This window comes from Desulfovibrio sp. An276 (genome assembly GCF_002159665.1).
In the GTDB taxonomy this organism is placed as follows: domain Bacteria; phylum Desulfobacterota; class Desulfovibrionia; order Desulfovibrionales; family Desulfovibrionaceae; genus Desulfovibrio; species Desulfovibrio faecigallinarum.
The window spans coordinates 37,533-52,619 of record NZ_NFJC01000016.1; the positions used below are offsets into that span (position 1 = coordinate 37,533).

12 protein-coding genes and 2 tRNA genes are annotated in these 15,087 nt (G+C 55.6%); 5 read left to right on the forward strand and 9 right to left on the reverse strand.

Translation table 11 applies throughout. The annotated features are described in order from the left end of the window. Window positions 1-111 precede the first annotated feature (111 nt). Together B5F76_RS14500 and B5F76_RS08050 are read left to right on the forward strand one after the other, a co-directional pair. The gene (locus B5F76_RS14500) at window positions 112-444 is read left to right on the forward strand and encodes a LuxR C-terminal-related transcriptional regulator (protein WP_072337165.1); all 333 of its coding nucleotides are present in this window, start codon (window positions 112-114) and stop codon (window positions 442-444) included. Between the two features lie 268 nt (window positions 445-712). After that, window positions 713-1,801: a tyrosine-type recombinase/integrase gene (locus B5F76_RS08050; RefSeq protein ID WP_162608762.1), complete on the forward strand. Its 1,089-nt coding sequence runs from the start codon at window positions 713-715 to the stop codon at window positions 1,799-1,801. 288 nt (window positions 1,802-2,089) lie between these two features. On the opposite strand, the gene B5F76_RS08055 is transcribed toward B5F76_RS08050, so the two are convergent. The 3 genes from B5F76_RS08055 to B5F76_RS08065 are packed head-to-tail and all read right to left on the reverse strand — an operon-like array spanning window position 2,090 to window position 5,780. Continuing rightward, entirely contained in the window at window positions 2,090-3,178 is a 1,089-nt protein-coding gene (locus tag B5F76_RS08055; RefSeq protein WP_162608763.1) for a radical SAM/SPASM domain-containing protein, read from the reverse strand. 11 nt (window positions 3,179-3,189) lie between these two features. Then, window positions 3,190-4,086 carry a hypothetical protein gene (locus tag B5F76_RS08060; protein ID WP_087353117.1) on the reverse strand — a complete coding sequence of 299 codons (897 nt, stop codon included), beginning with the start codon at window positions 4,084-4,086 and terminating at the stop codon, window positions 3,190-3,192. A gap of 14 nt (window positions 4,087-4,100) precedes the next feature. Further along, window positions 4,101-5,780, reverse strand: a complete 1,680-nt coding sequence (locus B5F76_RS08065; protein ID WP_162608764.1) for a TraB/GumN family protein — start codon at window positions 5,778-5,780, stop codon at window positions 4,101-4,103. Between the two features lie 303 nt (window positions 5,781-6,083). Here B5F76_RS08065 and B5F76_RS08070 point away from each other — a divergent pair. Next, a tRNA-Met gene (locus B5F76_RS08070) sits at window positions 6,084-6,160 on the forward strand. 90 nt (window positions 6,161-6,250) lie between these two features. Here B5F76_RS08070 and B5F76_RS08075 read toward each other — a convergent pair. The 3 genes from B5F76_RS08075 to sfsA form a co-directional block, all read right to left on the reverse strand. Beyond that, complete coding sequence (locus B5F76_RS08075) at window positions 6,251-7,417, reverse strand: SAM-dependent methyltransferase (protein WP_239406998.1); 1,167 nt, start codon at window positions 7,415-7,417, stop codon at window positions 6,251-6,253. Window positions 7,418-7,536: 119 nt separating this feature from the next. Continuing rightward, window positions 7,537-8,823, reverse strand: a complete 1,287-nt coding sequence (locus B5F76_RS08080) for a phenylacetate--CoA ligase family protein (protein WP_087353145.1) — start codon at window positions 8,821-8,823, stop codon at window positions 7,537-7,539. A gap of 142 nt (window positions 8,824-8,965) precedes the next feature. Further along, window positions 8,966-9,718, reverse strand: coding sequence for a DNA/RNA nuclease SfsA (sfsA, locus tag B5F76_RS08085; RefSeq protein ID WP_446717629.1), 753 nt, complete (start codon window positions 9,716-9,718; stop codon window positions 8,966-8,968). A 260-nt stretch (window positions 9,719-9,978) separates the two neighbouring features. Here sfsA and B5F76_RS08090 point away from each other — a divergent pair, with 260 nt between their 5' ends. Both B5F76_RS08090 and B5F76_RS08095 read left to right on the forward strand, forming a co-directional pair. Continuing rightward, window positions 9,979-11,172: a pyridoxal phosphate-dependent aminotransferase gene (locus B5F76_RS08090; RefSeq protein ID WP_087353120.1), complete on the forward strand. Its 1,194-nt coding sequence runs from the start codon at window positions 9,979-9,981 to the stop codon at window positions 11,170-11,172. Window positions 11,173-11,368: 196 nt separating this feature from the next. Then, a tRNA-Ala gene (locus B5F76_RS08095) sits at window positions 11,369-11,444 on the forward strand. Window positions 11,445-11,621: 177 nt separating this feature from the next. On the opposite strand, the gene purE is transcribed toward B5F76_RS08095, so the two are convergent. The 3 genes from purE to B5F76_RS08110 all read right to left on the reverse strand — a co-directional run bounded on the left by purE (window position 11,622) and on the right by B5F76_RS08110 (window position 14,930). Continuing rightward, complete coding sequence (purE, locus tag B5F76_RS08100) at window positions 11,622-12,119, reverse strand: 5-(carboxyamino)imidazole ribonucleotide mutase (protein ID WP_087353121.1); 498 nt, start codon at window positions 12,117-12,119, stop codon at window positions 11,622-11,624. Window positions 12,120-12,142: 23 nt separating this feature from the next. Next, the gene (gene purD / locus B5F76_RS08105) at window positions 12,143-13,441 is read right to left on the reverse strand and encodes a phosphoribosylamine--glycine ligase (protein ID WP_087353123.1); all 1,299 of its coding nucleotides are present in this window, start codon (window positions 13,439-13,441) and stop codon (window positions 12,143-12,145) included. A gap of 202 nt (window positions 13,442-13,643) precedes the next feature. Beyond that, on the reverse strand, window positions 13,644-14,930 hold the full coding sequence (locus B5F76_RS08110) for an FG-GAP repeat domain-containing protein (protein WP_087353125.1): 1,287 nt from the start codon (window positions 14,928-14,930) through the stop codon (window positions 13,644-13,646). Between the last annotated feature and the right edge of the window lie 157 nt (window positions 14,931-15,087).

A 15,087-nucleotide genomic window follows, 5' to 3' on the forward strand; every position in this document is an offset into this window, starting at 1 on the left:
GTTTTCTATAAAGGGCAGGAGGAACCATGCTTCATCAACTAACACCTATGCAACAAAAAATCATTCAGCTTATGTTCAAAGGTATGAAACCAAAAAAAAATAGCAGATGAGTTGTCTCTAGCTCGCGAAATAGTGTATTTACACTTAGCAAATGCAAGAAAACGCCTGAATGCACATAGTAGCATAGAATTATTATATATTGTTAGTGGTGGAATAAGCATTGATTGTACCATAATCAAGCTTTCTCCAAGAGGAGAAGAAATTTTTAAATTTATTATGCAAGGATGGAGCGGAAAACAGATAAGTAACCATTTGGGTATAAGTAAAAGTGCTGTAAGAAGACATAAAGAAAAAATGCTTTTAGATAATGATTGCAAAACAATAATCGAACTCATTTCAAAATGTTATGCAAACAATAGTCTAAATACAAACCAGGATGACTAACCTTAGTCAGAGAGTGACTTGTTATCTGAAGATTATAATAAAAATACTGAATTAGTTCAATGGAGCCTGATAATGGTGCACGATGAGAACAAAATTCTAACCTTGAAAGAAGTGGCCCAGGAGTTACGCCTTGACCCCAGAACGGTAAAAGAAGTAGCCTTTGCCTTAGGCGGCAGGCGCATTGGATACCGCTGGAGGTTTCGATGGGGCACGGTGTTGGAGTATTTCAGCAATGCCGACGTTGAGACCGGACAAAGGAAATTGTTGGATGGCGAGAGTCATCGTGAACGGCAGGCAGATAGCCTGCAAAATGTTCCCGGCAGGGAAAAAGCATGGCCCGGAATGGCGGGCCGCAAAAGAATGGGAGGAAGAGCAAAAAAGGCTCGCACGGGAAGGGATGACGATCCCCACGGCATTAGAACTGCTTATGGCGTGGGGAGATAGTTACCTTACCCATGTTCAGCGAACCATGAGCCGACAGACCTATGTAGAAAAGAAGCTGGTAACGAAGGACTTTTTCGCCTACTGCGGCAAAAAGGGCATCCATGACCTCGCGGAAATCACTTCGGCAAGAGCCTATGAGTTTCTTTCCAGAATCAAGGATGAGCGCGGGGCGAACGTTGCCAACAAGTACCGCAAGAATCTGCTGGCTGCATGGAACTGGGGTTCCGACTTCTTTGAGGGATTTCCACAGGTGGCACCACCTTTTCTGAAGGTGAAGCCATTTCCCGTAAAGCACGGCGAGCGCTACGTTCCACCGGAAAGTGATGTCATCAAGGTGTTCCAGCAGGCGGAAGGGCAGGACCTGGTCATGCTGCTGACCCTGTACTTCACGGGAGGACGCAGAAGCGAAATCTTCCGGCTGACGTGGAACGACGTGGACCTTCAAAAGGAAAAAATCAGGCTGACCGACAACAAGTCGGGCAATGGCATGGAACGGGTGCGCTGGCTCCGAATGCACCCGGAACTGGTCAAGGCGCTCAAATGGTGGCGGGATGCCCGCCCCTGCAAGGTGGACAATGTGTTTATGCAGCTTCAGAACGACACGTTTCTGGGGCAGCCGTTCACCCAGCGCATTCACTTCATGGAGCGACTCTGCCGGAAGGCCCATGTGAAGCCCTTCGGTTTTCACGCCATCCGGCACAAGAGTGCGGCCATCACGTTCGTAAGTTCAGGTCTGAACGCCGCCCAAGTCCTTATGGGACATTATCGAGCGACTACGACGGATCGCTATACGAAGAGCGCGGGGCTGTACACGGACCAGAGCGAAATTCTTTCGGCTCTGGGAGGCAGCGGCATCGGGCAGGTAGTGGAAGACCTGCTTAAAACAAAAATTCCTCAAGAGAAAGTCTCCTGAGGAAAAATTGTAACCCAATTTTTGTAACCCAAAAACTGAGCTGCTGTAGCCTATTGAAATTTTTGGCGTCCCCAGGCGGATTTGAACCGCCGTTGACGGCGTGAAAGGACGTCAACCTGCCTAATTGAGGTATGCCTGGCGGTAATCCGGCTTCGCGTGAAGATGATCTAACCATTTGACATCATGTATATTACGGATTTTGATTTTAGTCTTCATGCTGATGTCGCATGTCTGATTTCTTTTGTGATTAATATGATGTTAGCTCGAAATTAGACAACCCTAAATACTTCAGAACATGTGCTCGTAGCGCTTGGGACAGGTCAGGCACGTTGGCGGTGTGGCCCCGTGGGCCAAATCTGCCCTGAAATCCCGATAGTCAAGCATGTCCCAGATCCGAACAGGATCCGTGTCCAGGATATTGCCGTACACAAGCCTCTTTTGTTCGAGGAGTGTTTTTTGCTTGAACATCTCCTTCCTGAAGGGGACGTTCAGGTAGATGCAGGGCGAAAGATACCCTTCAGCGTCCACGTAGCAGCTCTTGTCCACATCTTCACGGCAGATGCCGGTTTTCTTGCCAGGCAGGCAAAAGCGCAGGCTGCGCCCCTTTTCGGCAACGTCTGCACTCACCCTTTCGAGCACGTCCCTGGCCCTTGCAATCTTGTCGTTTTCGTCGGGCTTGTAGGCCCATTCCCAGTGTTCGGGAAGGACAGGCATGTCCAGGGTGCTGACAACGCATTCCGCTATGTCCCAACTCTCCATGAGTCCTGGCAGGGCCAGTGTTGCCTCAAGGCGATCCGCAAGAAGAAGGTAGGAAAAATGGATGTGGGGCAACGCACTTCCCATGTCTTTTTTTGCCTTTTGCAAGAGGCGCACAGCCCTTTCAACGCCTGCAAGGGGGACATTTTTGCGTGCGCCATTGCTTTTTTCGTCCGTGCCAACCAGGGAGAAGGCCACAATGTCCATGCCGGATTCCACCACCCTGCGGGCAAGGGCCTTGTTCATGACAAGGCCACAGGTGGTCGTGGAAACGGCGCAGCCTGCCTTGCGGGCAAGGTGTACGTAGTCCGTAAAGCGCGGGTGGGCAAAGGGCTCGCCCCAGCCCTGCAGATGGACGCGCCTTGAGCGCAGCATGAGCGGTGTGAGTGCCGCGAAAACCTTGTCCTGCATGTGTCTCGCCTGCCATGCGCTGTGCAGGATACCCCTTGGGCAGTAGGCGCAGGCTCCGGGGCAAAAGGACGTGACCTCGACCTGTATGTGCTGCAGGGGACGCGGTTTGGAGTCAAGGCGCGCAAAAAAGCGTTTCAGGGGCCCTGGCAAAAGGTTCTGTGCTTCAAGAAGGGGATCGTGAAGGGGGTCGTGAGTGTTCTTGCTTGGCATGACTATCTGCCCTATGACCTTCCGAAAAGTCTGGCAAAAAAGCCTTTTTGAGGCTTTTTGAAGGAGCATTCAAAAAGCGGGAACCAGGGAAGAGCCCCCCATTTCCCCTTGAAGAAGCGTATACCCTCGTTGATGGAAAGTCCGAGATTGCAGCGAACCTGTCCGAGAGCAAGACTGTTTTGCAAAAAGGCATTGAGTAGCGCATCCGCTGTCCCTGGCGGAGCGTCCGGGGTTTTCAGTGCGAAAAGATAGAAGGATGTGGTGTAGGAGGCGTGATCGCCCACAACAAGGCCTGCCAGGGCCTGATTGTCCCTTCTTCGTGCGGAGTAGAGCACGATATTGCCCGGATTTTGGCGCACGAGGTTCGGCATGCGCGAAAAAAGAAGGGCAGAGTCGGAGCTGAGCTGCCTTTCTCCGGGACGCTTGCGCATGAGGGTTACGGCATTGGCAAGCAGGACATCGTGTTCCCTGGACCAGGCGGAACCGGTCTCGATCACAATGTCACGCTCGGCCCTGCGCAGCATGTTTGCAAGCTTGCCCGAGAGGTGGAGATTTTCGAGGGCAAGCCCCTGATACATGTCCTCGTGAACCTGTGCGTTTTGCGGAAGGTTTGTGGGCCTTGCAGGCGCAAGGACGGTCACGGTGTCCACGTTTGCAAGCTCAAGGGCCTTGGCAATCGCCCTGTCGAGCCCGGAGGAGGCTCTGGCTACCCTTGCCCTGATATCACTAGTCTCGCTGAAAAAATCTCTCTCTTCCCTCGGGTAGCCTATGAGAATCAGGGAAGAGCCGGCTTTCCAGGCAAGGAAATCGTCAATACGCAAAGGTGTGCAAAAGCTCAAGGAGAGCACGTAGTGCGCAAGATGCTCCGGAACCAGGGCGCGTGCGGTATAGTCGCTGAAGCTGTCCATATGTCCCTCGTAGCCTATGCCTTGATTTTGCTGAAGAAACCACGGTTGCAGGCTGTGACCGCAAAGCCGTCCTCTTCCAGCATGGAGCGCAGGTTGAGCAGATGTGCGGAACCGACCAGGGCCAGGGCATTGCCAGCCTCGAGGTAGGGCAGCATGCGCTCGCGAAAGCGCTGATCGCGCTTGCCTATGATGTGCCCGGTTCTGGTGGGGAATTCCGTGGTTGTCCCGGAAAGCCCCAGCAGATCGCCGGCAAGGTAGGCCTTTTCGTTGGCCTTGCGGTATTTGGGCCAGTTGTTGCAATCCTTGAGGAAATTGACTGCCCTTTGGACCGGCACTGCGCGCAGGGCATCGATCTGTTCCTCGATGTCCTCCATGGCGAGGATGCGCTTGCCCTCTGCCTGGGCTATGCGCCAGGCCTCGAGGTCTACGGAGTACTTCCAGCCCGAGCGCTCAAGATAGGCGCACCACAGGGCAAAGAAGGCGTACCAGTGGCGTGTTCTGCGCAAATACCAGCCAACGTCCGCCTTGTTGGGAGCCTCGATGTTCAAAAGTCTGGCCCAAAAGCCCTCTGGCCCGCGGACAATGCGCTCGAGATTGTGCCTCTCCTCTTCGGTAAGCAGATTGTACAGACATTCGGAGGGCTCTGGCGGTGTCTTGCCCGCAAGGCTGACCTTCTCAAGGCTTGCGTCATCGAGATGCCCCTCGAAAAGGACAGTGTCTATGTGTCGGTAGAGTTTCTTGAAGGACTGTTCAAAGGATTTGCTGAAAAAGTGGGAAGTGCCCCCAATCCAGGACGTGCGGCCGTTCTTTTCCAGCTTCCAGAGCATGCGGAAGGGGCGCTGGGCGTAGTCGTGCTCCCTGCGTTCGCGCTCGTCCATGTCCAGATCCATGCTCGCTTCGAGGCTGTGCAGGATCACGTTGACGGAAACACTCTTTTTCGCTTCCTGCCACTGCCCCTCGACATAGGGAAAGGCCGCAAAGCCGCCCCACTTGCACTTGAATCTGGCAATGCCCTGGTTTACGCCAAGCCCAAGATGCAGATAGCTCTTTCCGGCATTTCTTGCCTCTTCAATCATGCGGGCAAAAAGGACGTCCGATGCGTGGGGCGCGTAGAATTCCTTCGAGTGGGCACCAAGAAGATAGGTGTCGAAGCCGGGCATGAAGGTGTCTACCACAAGGCAGGCCGCAAGCCTGTTCTCTTCAGTCCAGGCGTTGAGGGCAAAGACCTCGCAATCGGGTGCGTTGAAAAGCTCTTCTACCTTGGTGTACAGGGCCTGAACGTTGGCTGGCAGGGTATTTCTGGTCAAAAACTCGCCCCACAGGCGCCTGTGGGCAGGAGTGAAGACCCTAGCTTTTTCCACCCGCAAGCTGGGACCATAGGTTGTGGCAATGCTTGCAAGACGTTTTGGAACGGGTTTTGCCAGATCAAGAAGGTAGTACTCATCCCTCTTGGTCGTGTGCCCGGCAAGGCCCTTGGGCAGAGATGGCGCAGCAACCCGTATGTCCCTTGCCCCGCTGCGGGAAATGGCGCTTTTGAGGGCAGCGTCAAATTCTTCTTCACTGCCCGGAGCACCCTCAAGAGGAAAGCCTATGCCCAAAAGCCAGTCCCTGTCGGCAAGGAAGAGATAGTTGCCCTCGCGAAAGGCCCGTCCGTTGCTTGCCCTTGCCATGAGGGAAACGGAATGTTCTGGCACACCCCCTACCCTTGCATACAGTTCTGCGTCAAAGGCCTGGTCTTTGAGGTGGCCTTTGGGTTGGAATGTGGTCAAATGTGCAGTTTTTGCGGCAGTATCCATAAACTCTCCAGGATGCGCCAGTTGTGTGGCATTTTTTTCTGACGGATGATCGCAAAGAAGGGAGAGGCTGGCAAGCCCGGAAAAGGACACTTTCAGAGGGCACTTTGTCTGTACAGATGAGGACGGAAGATTGGATTGCGAAAAAAAATTGCGACAAACTCTTGACAGCCAGGGGGTTCTTGGCTACTTTTACAAATGCGCCGCGGGGTGGAGCAGTTCGGTAGCTCGTCGGGCTCATAACCCGAAGGTCGTAGGTTCAAATCCTGCCCCCGCAACCAGCTTCGAATACAACAAGGATCCATGAAGACATCATGGGTCCTTTTTTTGTGCCCATTGCAGTTCCAATACCGCAAGGGGCCTTCTGTATCCTATGCCTCAGGTTCCGTGTAGAACCAGGTGAGTTCGTGCTTGTTGCAGGAGAGATGCCGTATCTTCGCCCCTTCTATCGAGGCAAAGGCGGCAATGAGATTGTGGTCTTCGTCGGACTGAAACTTGATTGTGCAAAGTGCGTGGCGCATGGCCCGGGCATCAATGTACTGTCGCACAAGGGACAGGAGTCTCTCGGGATAGCAGATCATGTCCGAAAAGAGCCAGTCCACACGACCTGTGAGATCGGGTGTCAGGGCAAAGCCGCTGCCAAGGCAGTGATTGACATTGGGCATGCTCTCGATGTGGGGTGCAAGGGGAGCCTTGTCTATGGAAAAGACGCGGGTGCCCAGATTGCCCAAAACCCATGTCCAGCTTCCGGGTGCTGCCCCAAGCTCAAGGCAGAGAGCGCCTGGCGCAGGGCGTACGCCAAAGATGGTAAAAGACTCCCAGAGTTTGAGATAGGCTCTTCCTGGCGGATCCTCCCTGTTTTCCACAAAGTGCACTTCTCCGTCCGCAAAGGGGGACGTTGTCTCGGCAGAAGCGAGGACAAGCTCCTTGTTCCAGAGAAGGTATGCGCCCATGGGATGCGGGGTAAACTCCTCGCCAAAAACCAGGGGTGTGCGTTTTACACGCGGCAGGGCTTCCTCGATGAGGGTGGCCCTGCGGTTGAGGCCGCTTTCCCTGTCCAGATGGGCGCTCCAGCGGCGCTGAATGGCAGAGAGCTTTCGCGCCGCATCCGAAATGGAGGCTACGGGAATCCAGGCGGGATGAAGCCAGCTTGTCTGGGCCCAGCAGGGACGGGATTCGCCCCTGGCAAGCACGGCCCTGCCGCGAATGGCAAGGACACTGTCGCCCAGCTCCTCCACAAGCTGCCCCATGAGTCCCCTGGGGGCTATGTGCACGCAAAAGCTGCCCTCTTCGGGAAGAGTCTCAAGCCTTTCCGGGGCATAGCGCGCCACAATGCGTGCAAGTTCCGGATCCTCGCCAAGGCCGTGCAGTCTTCTGCCATGCCCCTTGCCACTCCTGCTCCCCTTTTCGGAGGACATGCCGCCCTTTCTCTGGGACGTTTTGGGACGTGTGCCTTCCCGAAAAGTTCTGTCGGGCGCCTTGTCGGCGGCCCTTGCGCCGTTCGGGCGTCTAGCCTTGCCGTACACGGAAAGAGCCATGGTACCTCTCTTTGATTTCGGATTTGTAGAAAGAACTGCGACCCTTGGGGACAAGCTCAAGAAAGTTGTTTTCAACAAGATTGCGTAGACTCTTCCCCAGTTGAAAAAACGGCTTGAGCCTAGCGCATGTCTACGACACGCTTGGATTTGCTGAAGGTACGCGGCAGCGTCGAGGGATCGGCTATTTCGACAGCCACGCGCACAAAGAGCGAGGTATGCATGTCCTGGGAAATTTTTTCTGCAATGGCCGCATCTGCGTCGCTTGTCCTACCTTCCGCCCTTTCCACGGTAATCTTCATGGAATCCCTTGCCTGATCGTCACGGGTAAGCAGAATCTGGTATTCGCTGCCAACCTCTTCGTATCTGGAAAGGACGTCCGCAATCTGTCCGGGGTAGATGTTGACACCACGGAAGATGATCATGTCGTCCGAGCGTCCGAGTATGGTGCTGTGTCTCGGCATATTGAGGCCGCAGGCGCATGTTCCGGGCACAATGCTTGCCAAATCGTGGGTACGGTAGCGTATGAGCGGCACGGCTTCCTTGCACAGCGAGGTCACGACCATCTCGCCCACCTGTCCGTCCGGCACGGGCTTCTGGGTCACGGGATCGAGAATTTCTATGATGAAGAGATCTGCCCAGTAGTGGAGGCCTGTGTGGCAGCTGCATTCAATGGAGGATCCGGGACCGTACATTTCCGTCATGCCGCCGATGTCGTAGCTGCCCTCAAGGCCGAGCTTGGATTCCATGGCAAGGCGCATCTTTTCGCTGCGCATTTCCGAACCGCAGATAATGGTGCGCAGTTTGAGCTTGTCGCGTATGCCTGCCCTTTCCACTTCTTCGGCCAGAAGCAGGGCCATGGACGCGGTCGCGCCAAAACAGGTGGTGCCCATGTCTTCCATAAGCTGCAGATGGATCTGCAGATTCCCGGGACCTACGGGAATGGTCAAGAGGCCGAACATCTCGCTGCCCATCTGAAAACCCGCACCAGCAGTCCACAAACCGTACCCCACGGCAATCTGCATGCGATCCTTCGGCGTCAAGCCAGCCATCTCGTAGCAGCGGGCCATTTGTGTATTGAAGGTGTGGATATCCTTCTCGGTGTAGGCCAGAATCTTGCGCTTGCCCGTTGTGCCGCTCGACGCGTGCACGCGCACAACCTTTTCCGGGGGCACGCACAAAAGCGGCAGGGGGTAGCCGGCCCTCAGATCGTCCGCATCGGTTGTGGGCAGGGCTGTTATGTCCTCAAGGCTTCTGATGTCGTTGGCATTGACGCCAGCCTTGCGGAAAAGCTCCCTGTACTGAGGCGAGTTCTGGGCATGGTGCACGGTCCAGACAAGCCCTTTTGTGCGGATATCAAGCAGTTCTTCGTCTGTATGATTGGGAATAAAGCGAAATTTCTTGTCCATGATGCTGGCCCCGGAACAGAGTGCAAGGCAAAAAGGAAAATGGAAGGAGCGTGCGTTTTTTTCGGCAATCAGACTCTTCCACACAAGTTCCCCTAAGGCAAAACGGCCTTGTGCGCAAGATTGCAAAGGTGATCTGCCCCCGTCATTTGGTGCAATACGCAAGGGGCAGGCGCTGTGCAAGATGGACACCTTTGGGGGTGACCCTTGCCACATAGGGATGGATTTCAACGCCCATGGCTTCTGCCTGCCAGAAAAGCCGTGCGTAGTCCTCGTCGATGCACTCCGCAGGCCCGAAGCAGCAAGCGTCCGTGCGCTGGACAAGATAGAACATGGCTGCCCGCTCGCCACAGGCGACAACATCCATAAGTTCCTCAAGGTGTTTTTTGCCGCGCTCGCTTTTTGCGTCCGGAAACATGGCCACATCGTCTTCAACCATGGTGACGTTCTTGCATTCGACCCACAGACGCGGGAGCCCCTCTCCTTCGAGCAGGGCATCAAAGCGGCTTTTCTTGCGCGTGGTTTCGGTGCGCAGCGTCTCGTAGCCTTCGGCAAAGTCTAGCGCACCTGCCAAAAAGGCCTGTACCAGCATGCGGTTCGGGAGAGAGGTGTTGACGCCCACAAAGCAGCCAGCAGCCTCGCAGAAGATAGCCTCCTGTGTCCAGCAAAGCTTGCGCTTGGGGTTGTCCGAATAGGAGGCCAGGATCGTGCTTGATGGGCGGGTAAGGCCCAGCATGGAGCCTGTGTTGTTGGAATGTATCCACGTCTCTTTCCCGTCCATGAGTGTCAGGACAAGAAAGCGCTTTTCCCTGCGGACAAAAAGGGCCTGCCTGCAGGGGCCGGAAAAGGGGACCATGGCCTTGGCCTCTTCCTTTCGAGTGTCTTTGCAAAAAAGCATGGCGTATCCTAAGCGTAAGGCATCATCCAGGGGATCCCTTGTGGGTGTTCCCGGACAAGGCCAGGGGAAAATGGGGCCAGAAAGTATTTTTTTAGAGCTGCGTTCTGTCAAGAAGTCTTGCTCCCTGCAGCTGCCAAAGGCTTTTGCTCTGTTGTCTATGCCTTGCAAAAAGGATATCTGACAAGGACGTTTTGCACGAAATTGTCTGCCTGCGAGCGGGCCTTGTGGCACGGCAGGGGAGACAGGCAAGGAGAGAGGACATGCAGATTTCAGACAGACTGTCGCAGATCAAACCGTCGCTGACCCTGGCCATGAATGCCAAGGCCCTGGAGCTCAAGGACAAGGGAATCATGGTCACAAGCCTGGCCATTGGCCAACCGGATTTCCCCACCCCGAAACACATTTGCGAAGCTGCCAAGGCAGCCATTGACGCAAATTTTTGCGGCTACACGGCAGTGCCCGGCATTCTCGAACTGCGCAAGGCCGTATGCGGCTATTTCCGCAACCAGTACGATCTGGAAACAGAGGTCGAGAACATTCTTGTCTCTGCCGGAGGCAAGCACGCCCTCTACAACTACTTTGCCACAGTCCTGAACCCCGGTGATGAGGTCATCATTCCCGTACCCTACTGGGTCAGCTACCCGGATATGGTGAAACTCGTGGACGCTGTGCCGGTCTTTATCTCGGCCACAGCCGAGGATCATTTCAAGATCAAGCCCGAGCAGCTGGCAAAGGCCATCACACCCAAGACAAAGCTCTTCATCCTCAATTCTCCCAACAACCCCACCGGTGCCGTGTACACGGAAGAGGAGCTGAAGGCCCTCATGGATGTGGCCATCAACGCAGGCATCATGGTCATAGCCGACGAGATGTACGATCAGCTCGTGTTCGAGCCTGCCCAGATGAGCAGCGTCAGCCCCTATGTGGCAAAATATCCGGAACAGGTGAGCATTTTGGGCGGTCTTTCCAAGAGCTTTGCCATGACAGGCTGGCGCGTGGGCTACCTTGTGTCCCATCCCGATATCATCAAGAAGGCCACGGTGATGCAGGGGCAGACCACATCCAACATCTGCTCCATCACCCAGAAGGCTGCTCTCGCAGCCCTCACAGGTCCCATGGACTGCATAGCTAGGATGCGCGACGCCTTCATGAGAAGAAGGGATCTTGCCCTGAAGATCATTTCCGGCTGGCCCTTTGCAGTCTGTCCCAAGCCCGATGGCGCCTTCTATCTCTTTGTGGATGTGCACAAGTGCTACACCCCGAAGATCTCCGGCTCGCTTGCCTTGAGCCAGTATCTTCTGGAAAAGGTCCATGTGGCCATCACCCCAGGCATTGCCTTTGGCGACGACAACTGCATCCGCCTCTCCTACGCAGTTTCTGACGAGGTTTTGCAGGAAGCTGTCTTCAAGCTGGGCGAAGTCCTGGCAGAGCTGGCAGACGAAGCATCCATGTAGCGCAAGCGCTTTGCGCATGTCCGTCACACCCTAGTCCCTGTCCCAGAACGACGGGAACAGGGGGAAAGTTCAGGGCCCGAAGGCACAGCCTTCGGGCCCTTTCTGCCGAAAAAAGAGGCTTCGTGAAAATTTTTCGAAAAATTTGAAATTTTTTGTTGACAGACACCCCGGGTTCGGCTATCTAGTTCTGGTGCTTGGGGTTGTAGCTCAGTTGGGAGAGCGCTTGAATGGCATTCAAGAGGTCGTCAGTTCAATTCTGTCCAGCTCCACCAGAAATTTCCAAGGGTTCGTGATTAGGTCACGGACCCTTTTTTCATATCCAAAGTGAAATACGGCCTTGCGGAAAGCACAAGGGACAGCCAGAAATAACGCGGGCATATGGCCGCACAGGGCGTGAAAAAAGGGGAGCGGATTCTACTCCACTCCCCAGTGATTTCTTGTTGGTGCGGCTAGTTGTAGCGAGCGCTCAGCTCTGCACCGGCCTTTTCAATGTCGGCCTTCATCTTTTCCCTGGCAGCGCGGATTCTGTCTGCCAGATCCTTGTCCGTGAGGGCCAGGATCTGTGCGGCAAGCCAGGCAGCGTTGCGAGCGCCGGCCTTGTCGGTTGCCACAGTGGCAACGGGGAATCCTGGGGGCATCTGCACTGTGGAGAGCAGGCTGTCCATGCCGCCGAAGGCAGAACCGGAAATGGGAATGCCTATGACAGGGCGGATGGTGCGGGCAGCCACGGCTCCCGCAAGGTGCGCTGCCATGCCGGCTGCGCAGATAAAGACCTGGGCCCCCTTTGCCTCTTCCTCGGCAATGATCTGTTCGGTCCTTTCCGGGGTACGGTGGGCAGAGGAAATGGTGATGAGGCTTGTGATGCCGAGCTCCTTCAGAACGGACACACAGGGAGCCACCTTTTCCTCGTCGGAAGCGGATCCCATGAGAATGACAACTTGTGCCATGGAACCTCCGTATTGTTTGTACTCTATTTGCCTGTCTTGAGCTGTTCGAGGCGCACTATGCCCTTCATGCCGATGTCCTTGCGGAAACGGCTGCCGGGAAGGTTGATGCGCGAAACACCCTCGTAGGCCTTGTCCCTTGCGCTTGCAAGGTCGTCCCCAAGGGCTGTCACGCAGAGAATGCGGCCACCGCTTGCGACAAGCCTGCCGTCGGCAATCTTTGTACCGCTGTGGAAAACAACGACTTCGGGCAGCTTTTCTGCGTCCTCGATGCCGTCAATGGGCATGCCCTTTTCGTAGGAGCCGGGGTAGCCTTCTGCAGTAATGACAACGCCCACCGCGGACTTGGGCGTAAAGCGCACAAGCTCGGGGGAAAGCTCGCCCTTGACCGCAGCAAGCATGATGGACAGAAGATCGCTGTCGAGGCGGGAGAGCAGGGGCTGGCACTCCGGATCGCCAAAGCGCACGTTGTACTCAAGAACCCTCGGGCCGTCTGCGGTCATCATGAGGCCAGCGTAGAGCACGCCCACAAAGGGATGGCCCTTGGCAGCCAGATGTTTGAGCACGGGACGGATGACCAGATCGGTCATTTTTTCCAGCTCCTCGTCGGGAAGAATAGGGGCCGGGCTGTAGGCGCCCATGCCACCAGTGTTGGGGCCCTCGTCGTTGTCGTAGGCTGCCTTGTGATCCTGGGCCGAGGGCAGCGGCACGGCGTGTTCGCCGTCGCACAGGCACAGGAGGGAGACTTCCTCGCCCTGCAAAAGCTCTTCCACAACGACAGTGCTGCCGGAATTGCCAAAGGTCTTCTGGGTCATGATGACGTCAATGGCGTCAATGGCTTCCTCGGGGGTGTGGCAGACAATGACGCCCTTGCCTGCGGCAAGGCCGTCAGCCTTGACCACAAGCCCACCCTTGTGCTTTCTGATGAAGTTTTTGGCCTCGTCGGCGTTGTCGAAGACAGCGCAGGCTGCGGTGGGCACACCGCTCTTGTTCATCACTTCCTTGGCAAAGGCCTTGCTGCCTTCGAGCTGTGCGCAGTAGCGGTCGGGGCCAAAGCAGGCAATGCCTGCTGTCTCAAGGGCATCGGCAATGCCCAGGGTGAGGGCTGCCTCCGGACCCGGGACAACAAGATCCACCTTCTTTTCCCTGGCCAGTTTCACAAGGCCAATGATGTCGTCTGCCTGAACAGGGACGCAGGAAACCTTGTCCATGTTCATGCCACCGTTTCCAGGGGCCACAAATATCTCGGTGACCAGAGGGCTTTGGGACAGCTTCCAGACCAGGGCATGCTCCCTGCCACCGGAACCGATTACAAGAACGCGCATGTGAGCTCCTTTTTTGTTTTCAGAGTCTTCCTTATTGGGTTTGCGAGACAGTCTTTTGAGCCTGAGGTTTGCCATTGGCACAAAATCCGGCAAATGAAATCCGGCATATGATTGGCGGCATATGATTTGCAAGAAGGCAGAAAGGAGAGTTCATCCCCTTTCTGCCTTCACAAATAAGAGCCTCAAGCCCTGAAAATTGGGCCTAGAAGTTGGGATTGACTTCGAAGTCGCTCATGTCGGCAGGCGTGTTGGGATTCATGGCGCTCACATCCAGAGGATAGGCCGTGATCATGCACTGTCTGCTGCCAACGCCGAGATCGGGCGAGGTGTTGAGGCCAACCACAAGGTCGAGCACGCCGTTGTTGTCAACGTCAGCCAAAGACACGGCAGCGACGGAACCGCGGATGCGGCGGGTCTTCCACTTGAGGGCAAGACCCACACCGTCCCAGTACAGGGCGTGGATTTCGCCCTGGGGGAAGTAGCGGTAGCGGTCAAAGAACTGGGAAGCCGTGGATATGGGCTTGTTCACAAGCAGCACGGGCTCGCCAGTGTTGCCGATGTCGGCAGTAATGAGTTCCATGGGCGCGTAGTATTTGGTGGGCATCTGGTAGTTTCTGTCCACGCCGAGGCCGGGCATGCCCTTGTAGTGGTCAATGCCCACTGCGGAGCCGGAGAAGCGCTCCATGGTGGTGTGAATAAGGCTGTGGTTGTTGCCCTGATAGAGCTTGATGCGCTCGTCATCGGTAAGAACAATGAGCTGTTCGGGATTGTTCTTGCTCGGGGGCATGTAGGAGAAGTTGTAGCAGGTGGTTCCCTTGGGAAGGTTCAGCTTGGAGCCCAGGGCATAGCTGTCGCCATTCTTCACAACCTGACGCACGCCGGGGGAGAAGAGGCGCACGCTGTCCCAGCCCTGACCCACGAGAGTGGGAGTGTAGTAGGGCGGAATCTTGGCAACGGAAATAAAGTAGGGAACCCTGCGGGTCAGTTCGCGGAACTTGCCACCCTTGAAGGTGTAGAAATAGGTGTAGGGCCTGCCGTCTTCCTCGGAGAAGGTGGTGATGACAAGATCCGGCACCCTGTCACGGTTCAGATCCATGTATCTGAAGCTGAAACAGTCGTTGGTGGCGGAAACCTTCTGGCGGCCAAGCTCCTGCATGCGGGAGTTCTTGCCCCTCCAGGTCCAGATGGACACATCGTGATTGCCGAGGATGGCGATCTCGTTCTTGCCGTCACCGTTGAAGTCGGCGATGAGCATGCCGGCCATGTTCTGTTTCAGGCGCTGGGTGCGCAGACGTGAACCATCGGATTCGCCGGCTCCCTGGTAGCGGAACTGGGGATTGAGATAGGTGCCGGAAGAAGCATTGCCGCTGCTATTCCCGGTTTCGTTCATGATGATGCCGTTGTCTCTGGCTGCAAAGGCGGGCACATTGAAGCACAGGCCGAGCGCAAGCATGCAGCACAGGGAGAGGGCAAGACGGAATACAGGCATAGGATATACTCCTCAAGAAATTCGCTGTTTTGCCTGCCCTTGCGGCAACAAGGTGTGCGGCAGGCACGAACAGGAAAAAGGGTCCTTTGTCGGAATTTGAATGCGGCATGATAGCCGGACTTTTCCGGCTGCGCAATGCTCTGGCAAGACTCTTCGG

Coding starts and splice junctions, on each gene's coding strand:
- B5F76_RS08090 (WP_087353120.1), top strand. CDS start 9,979: ATGCAGATTTCAGACAGACTGTCGCAGATCAAACCGTCGCTGACCCTG.
- sfsA (WP_446717629.1), bottom strand. CDS start 9,718: ATGCTTTTTTGCAAAGACACTCGAAAGGAAGAGGCCAAGGCCATGGTC.
- B5F76_RS08050 (WP_162608762.1), top strand. CDS start 713: ATGGCGAGAGTCATCGTGAACGGCAGGCAGATAGCCTGCAAAATGTTC.
- B5F76_RS08075 (WP_239406998.1), bottom strand. CDS start 7,417: ATGGCTCTTTCCGTGTACGGCAAGGCTAGACGCCCGAACGGCGCAAGG.
- purE (WP_087353121.1), bottom strand. CDS start 12,119: ATGGCACAAGTTGTCATTCTCATGGGATCCGCTTCCGACGAGGAAAAG.
- B5F76_RS08055 (WP_162608763.1), bottom strand. CDS start 3,178: ATGCCAAGCAAGAACACTCACGACCCCCTTCACGATCCCCTTCTTGAA.
- B5F76_RS08060 (WP_087353117.1), bottom strand. CDS start 4,086: ATGGACAGCTTCAGCGACTATACCGCACGCGCCCTGGTTCCGGAGCAT.
- purD (WP_087353123.1), bottom strand. CDS start 13,441: ATGCGCGTTCTTGTAATCGGTTCCGGTGGCAGGGAGCATGCCCTGGTC.
- B5F76_RS08080 (WP_087353145.1), bottom strand. CDS start 8,823: ATGGACAAGAAATTTCGCTTTATTCCCAATCATACAGACGAAGAACTG.
- B5F76_RS08110 (WP_087353125.1), bottom strand. CDS start 14,930: ATGCCTGTATTCCGTCTTGCCCTCTCCCTGTGCTGCATGCTTGCGCTC.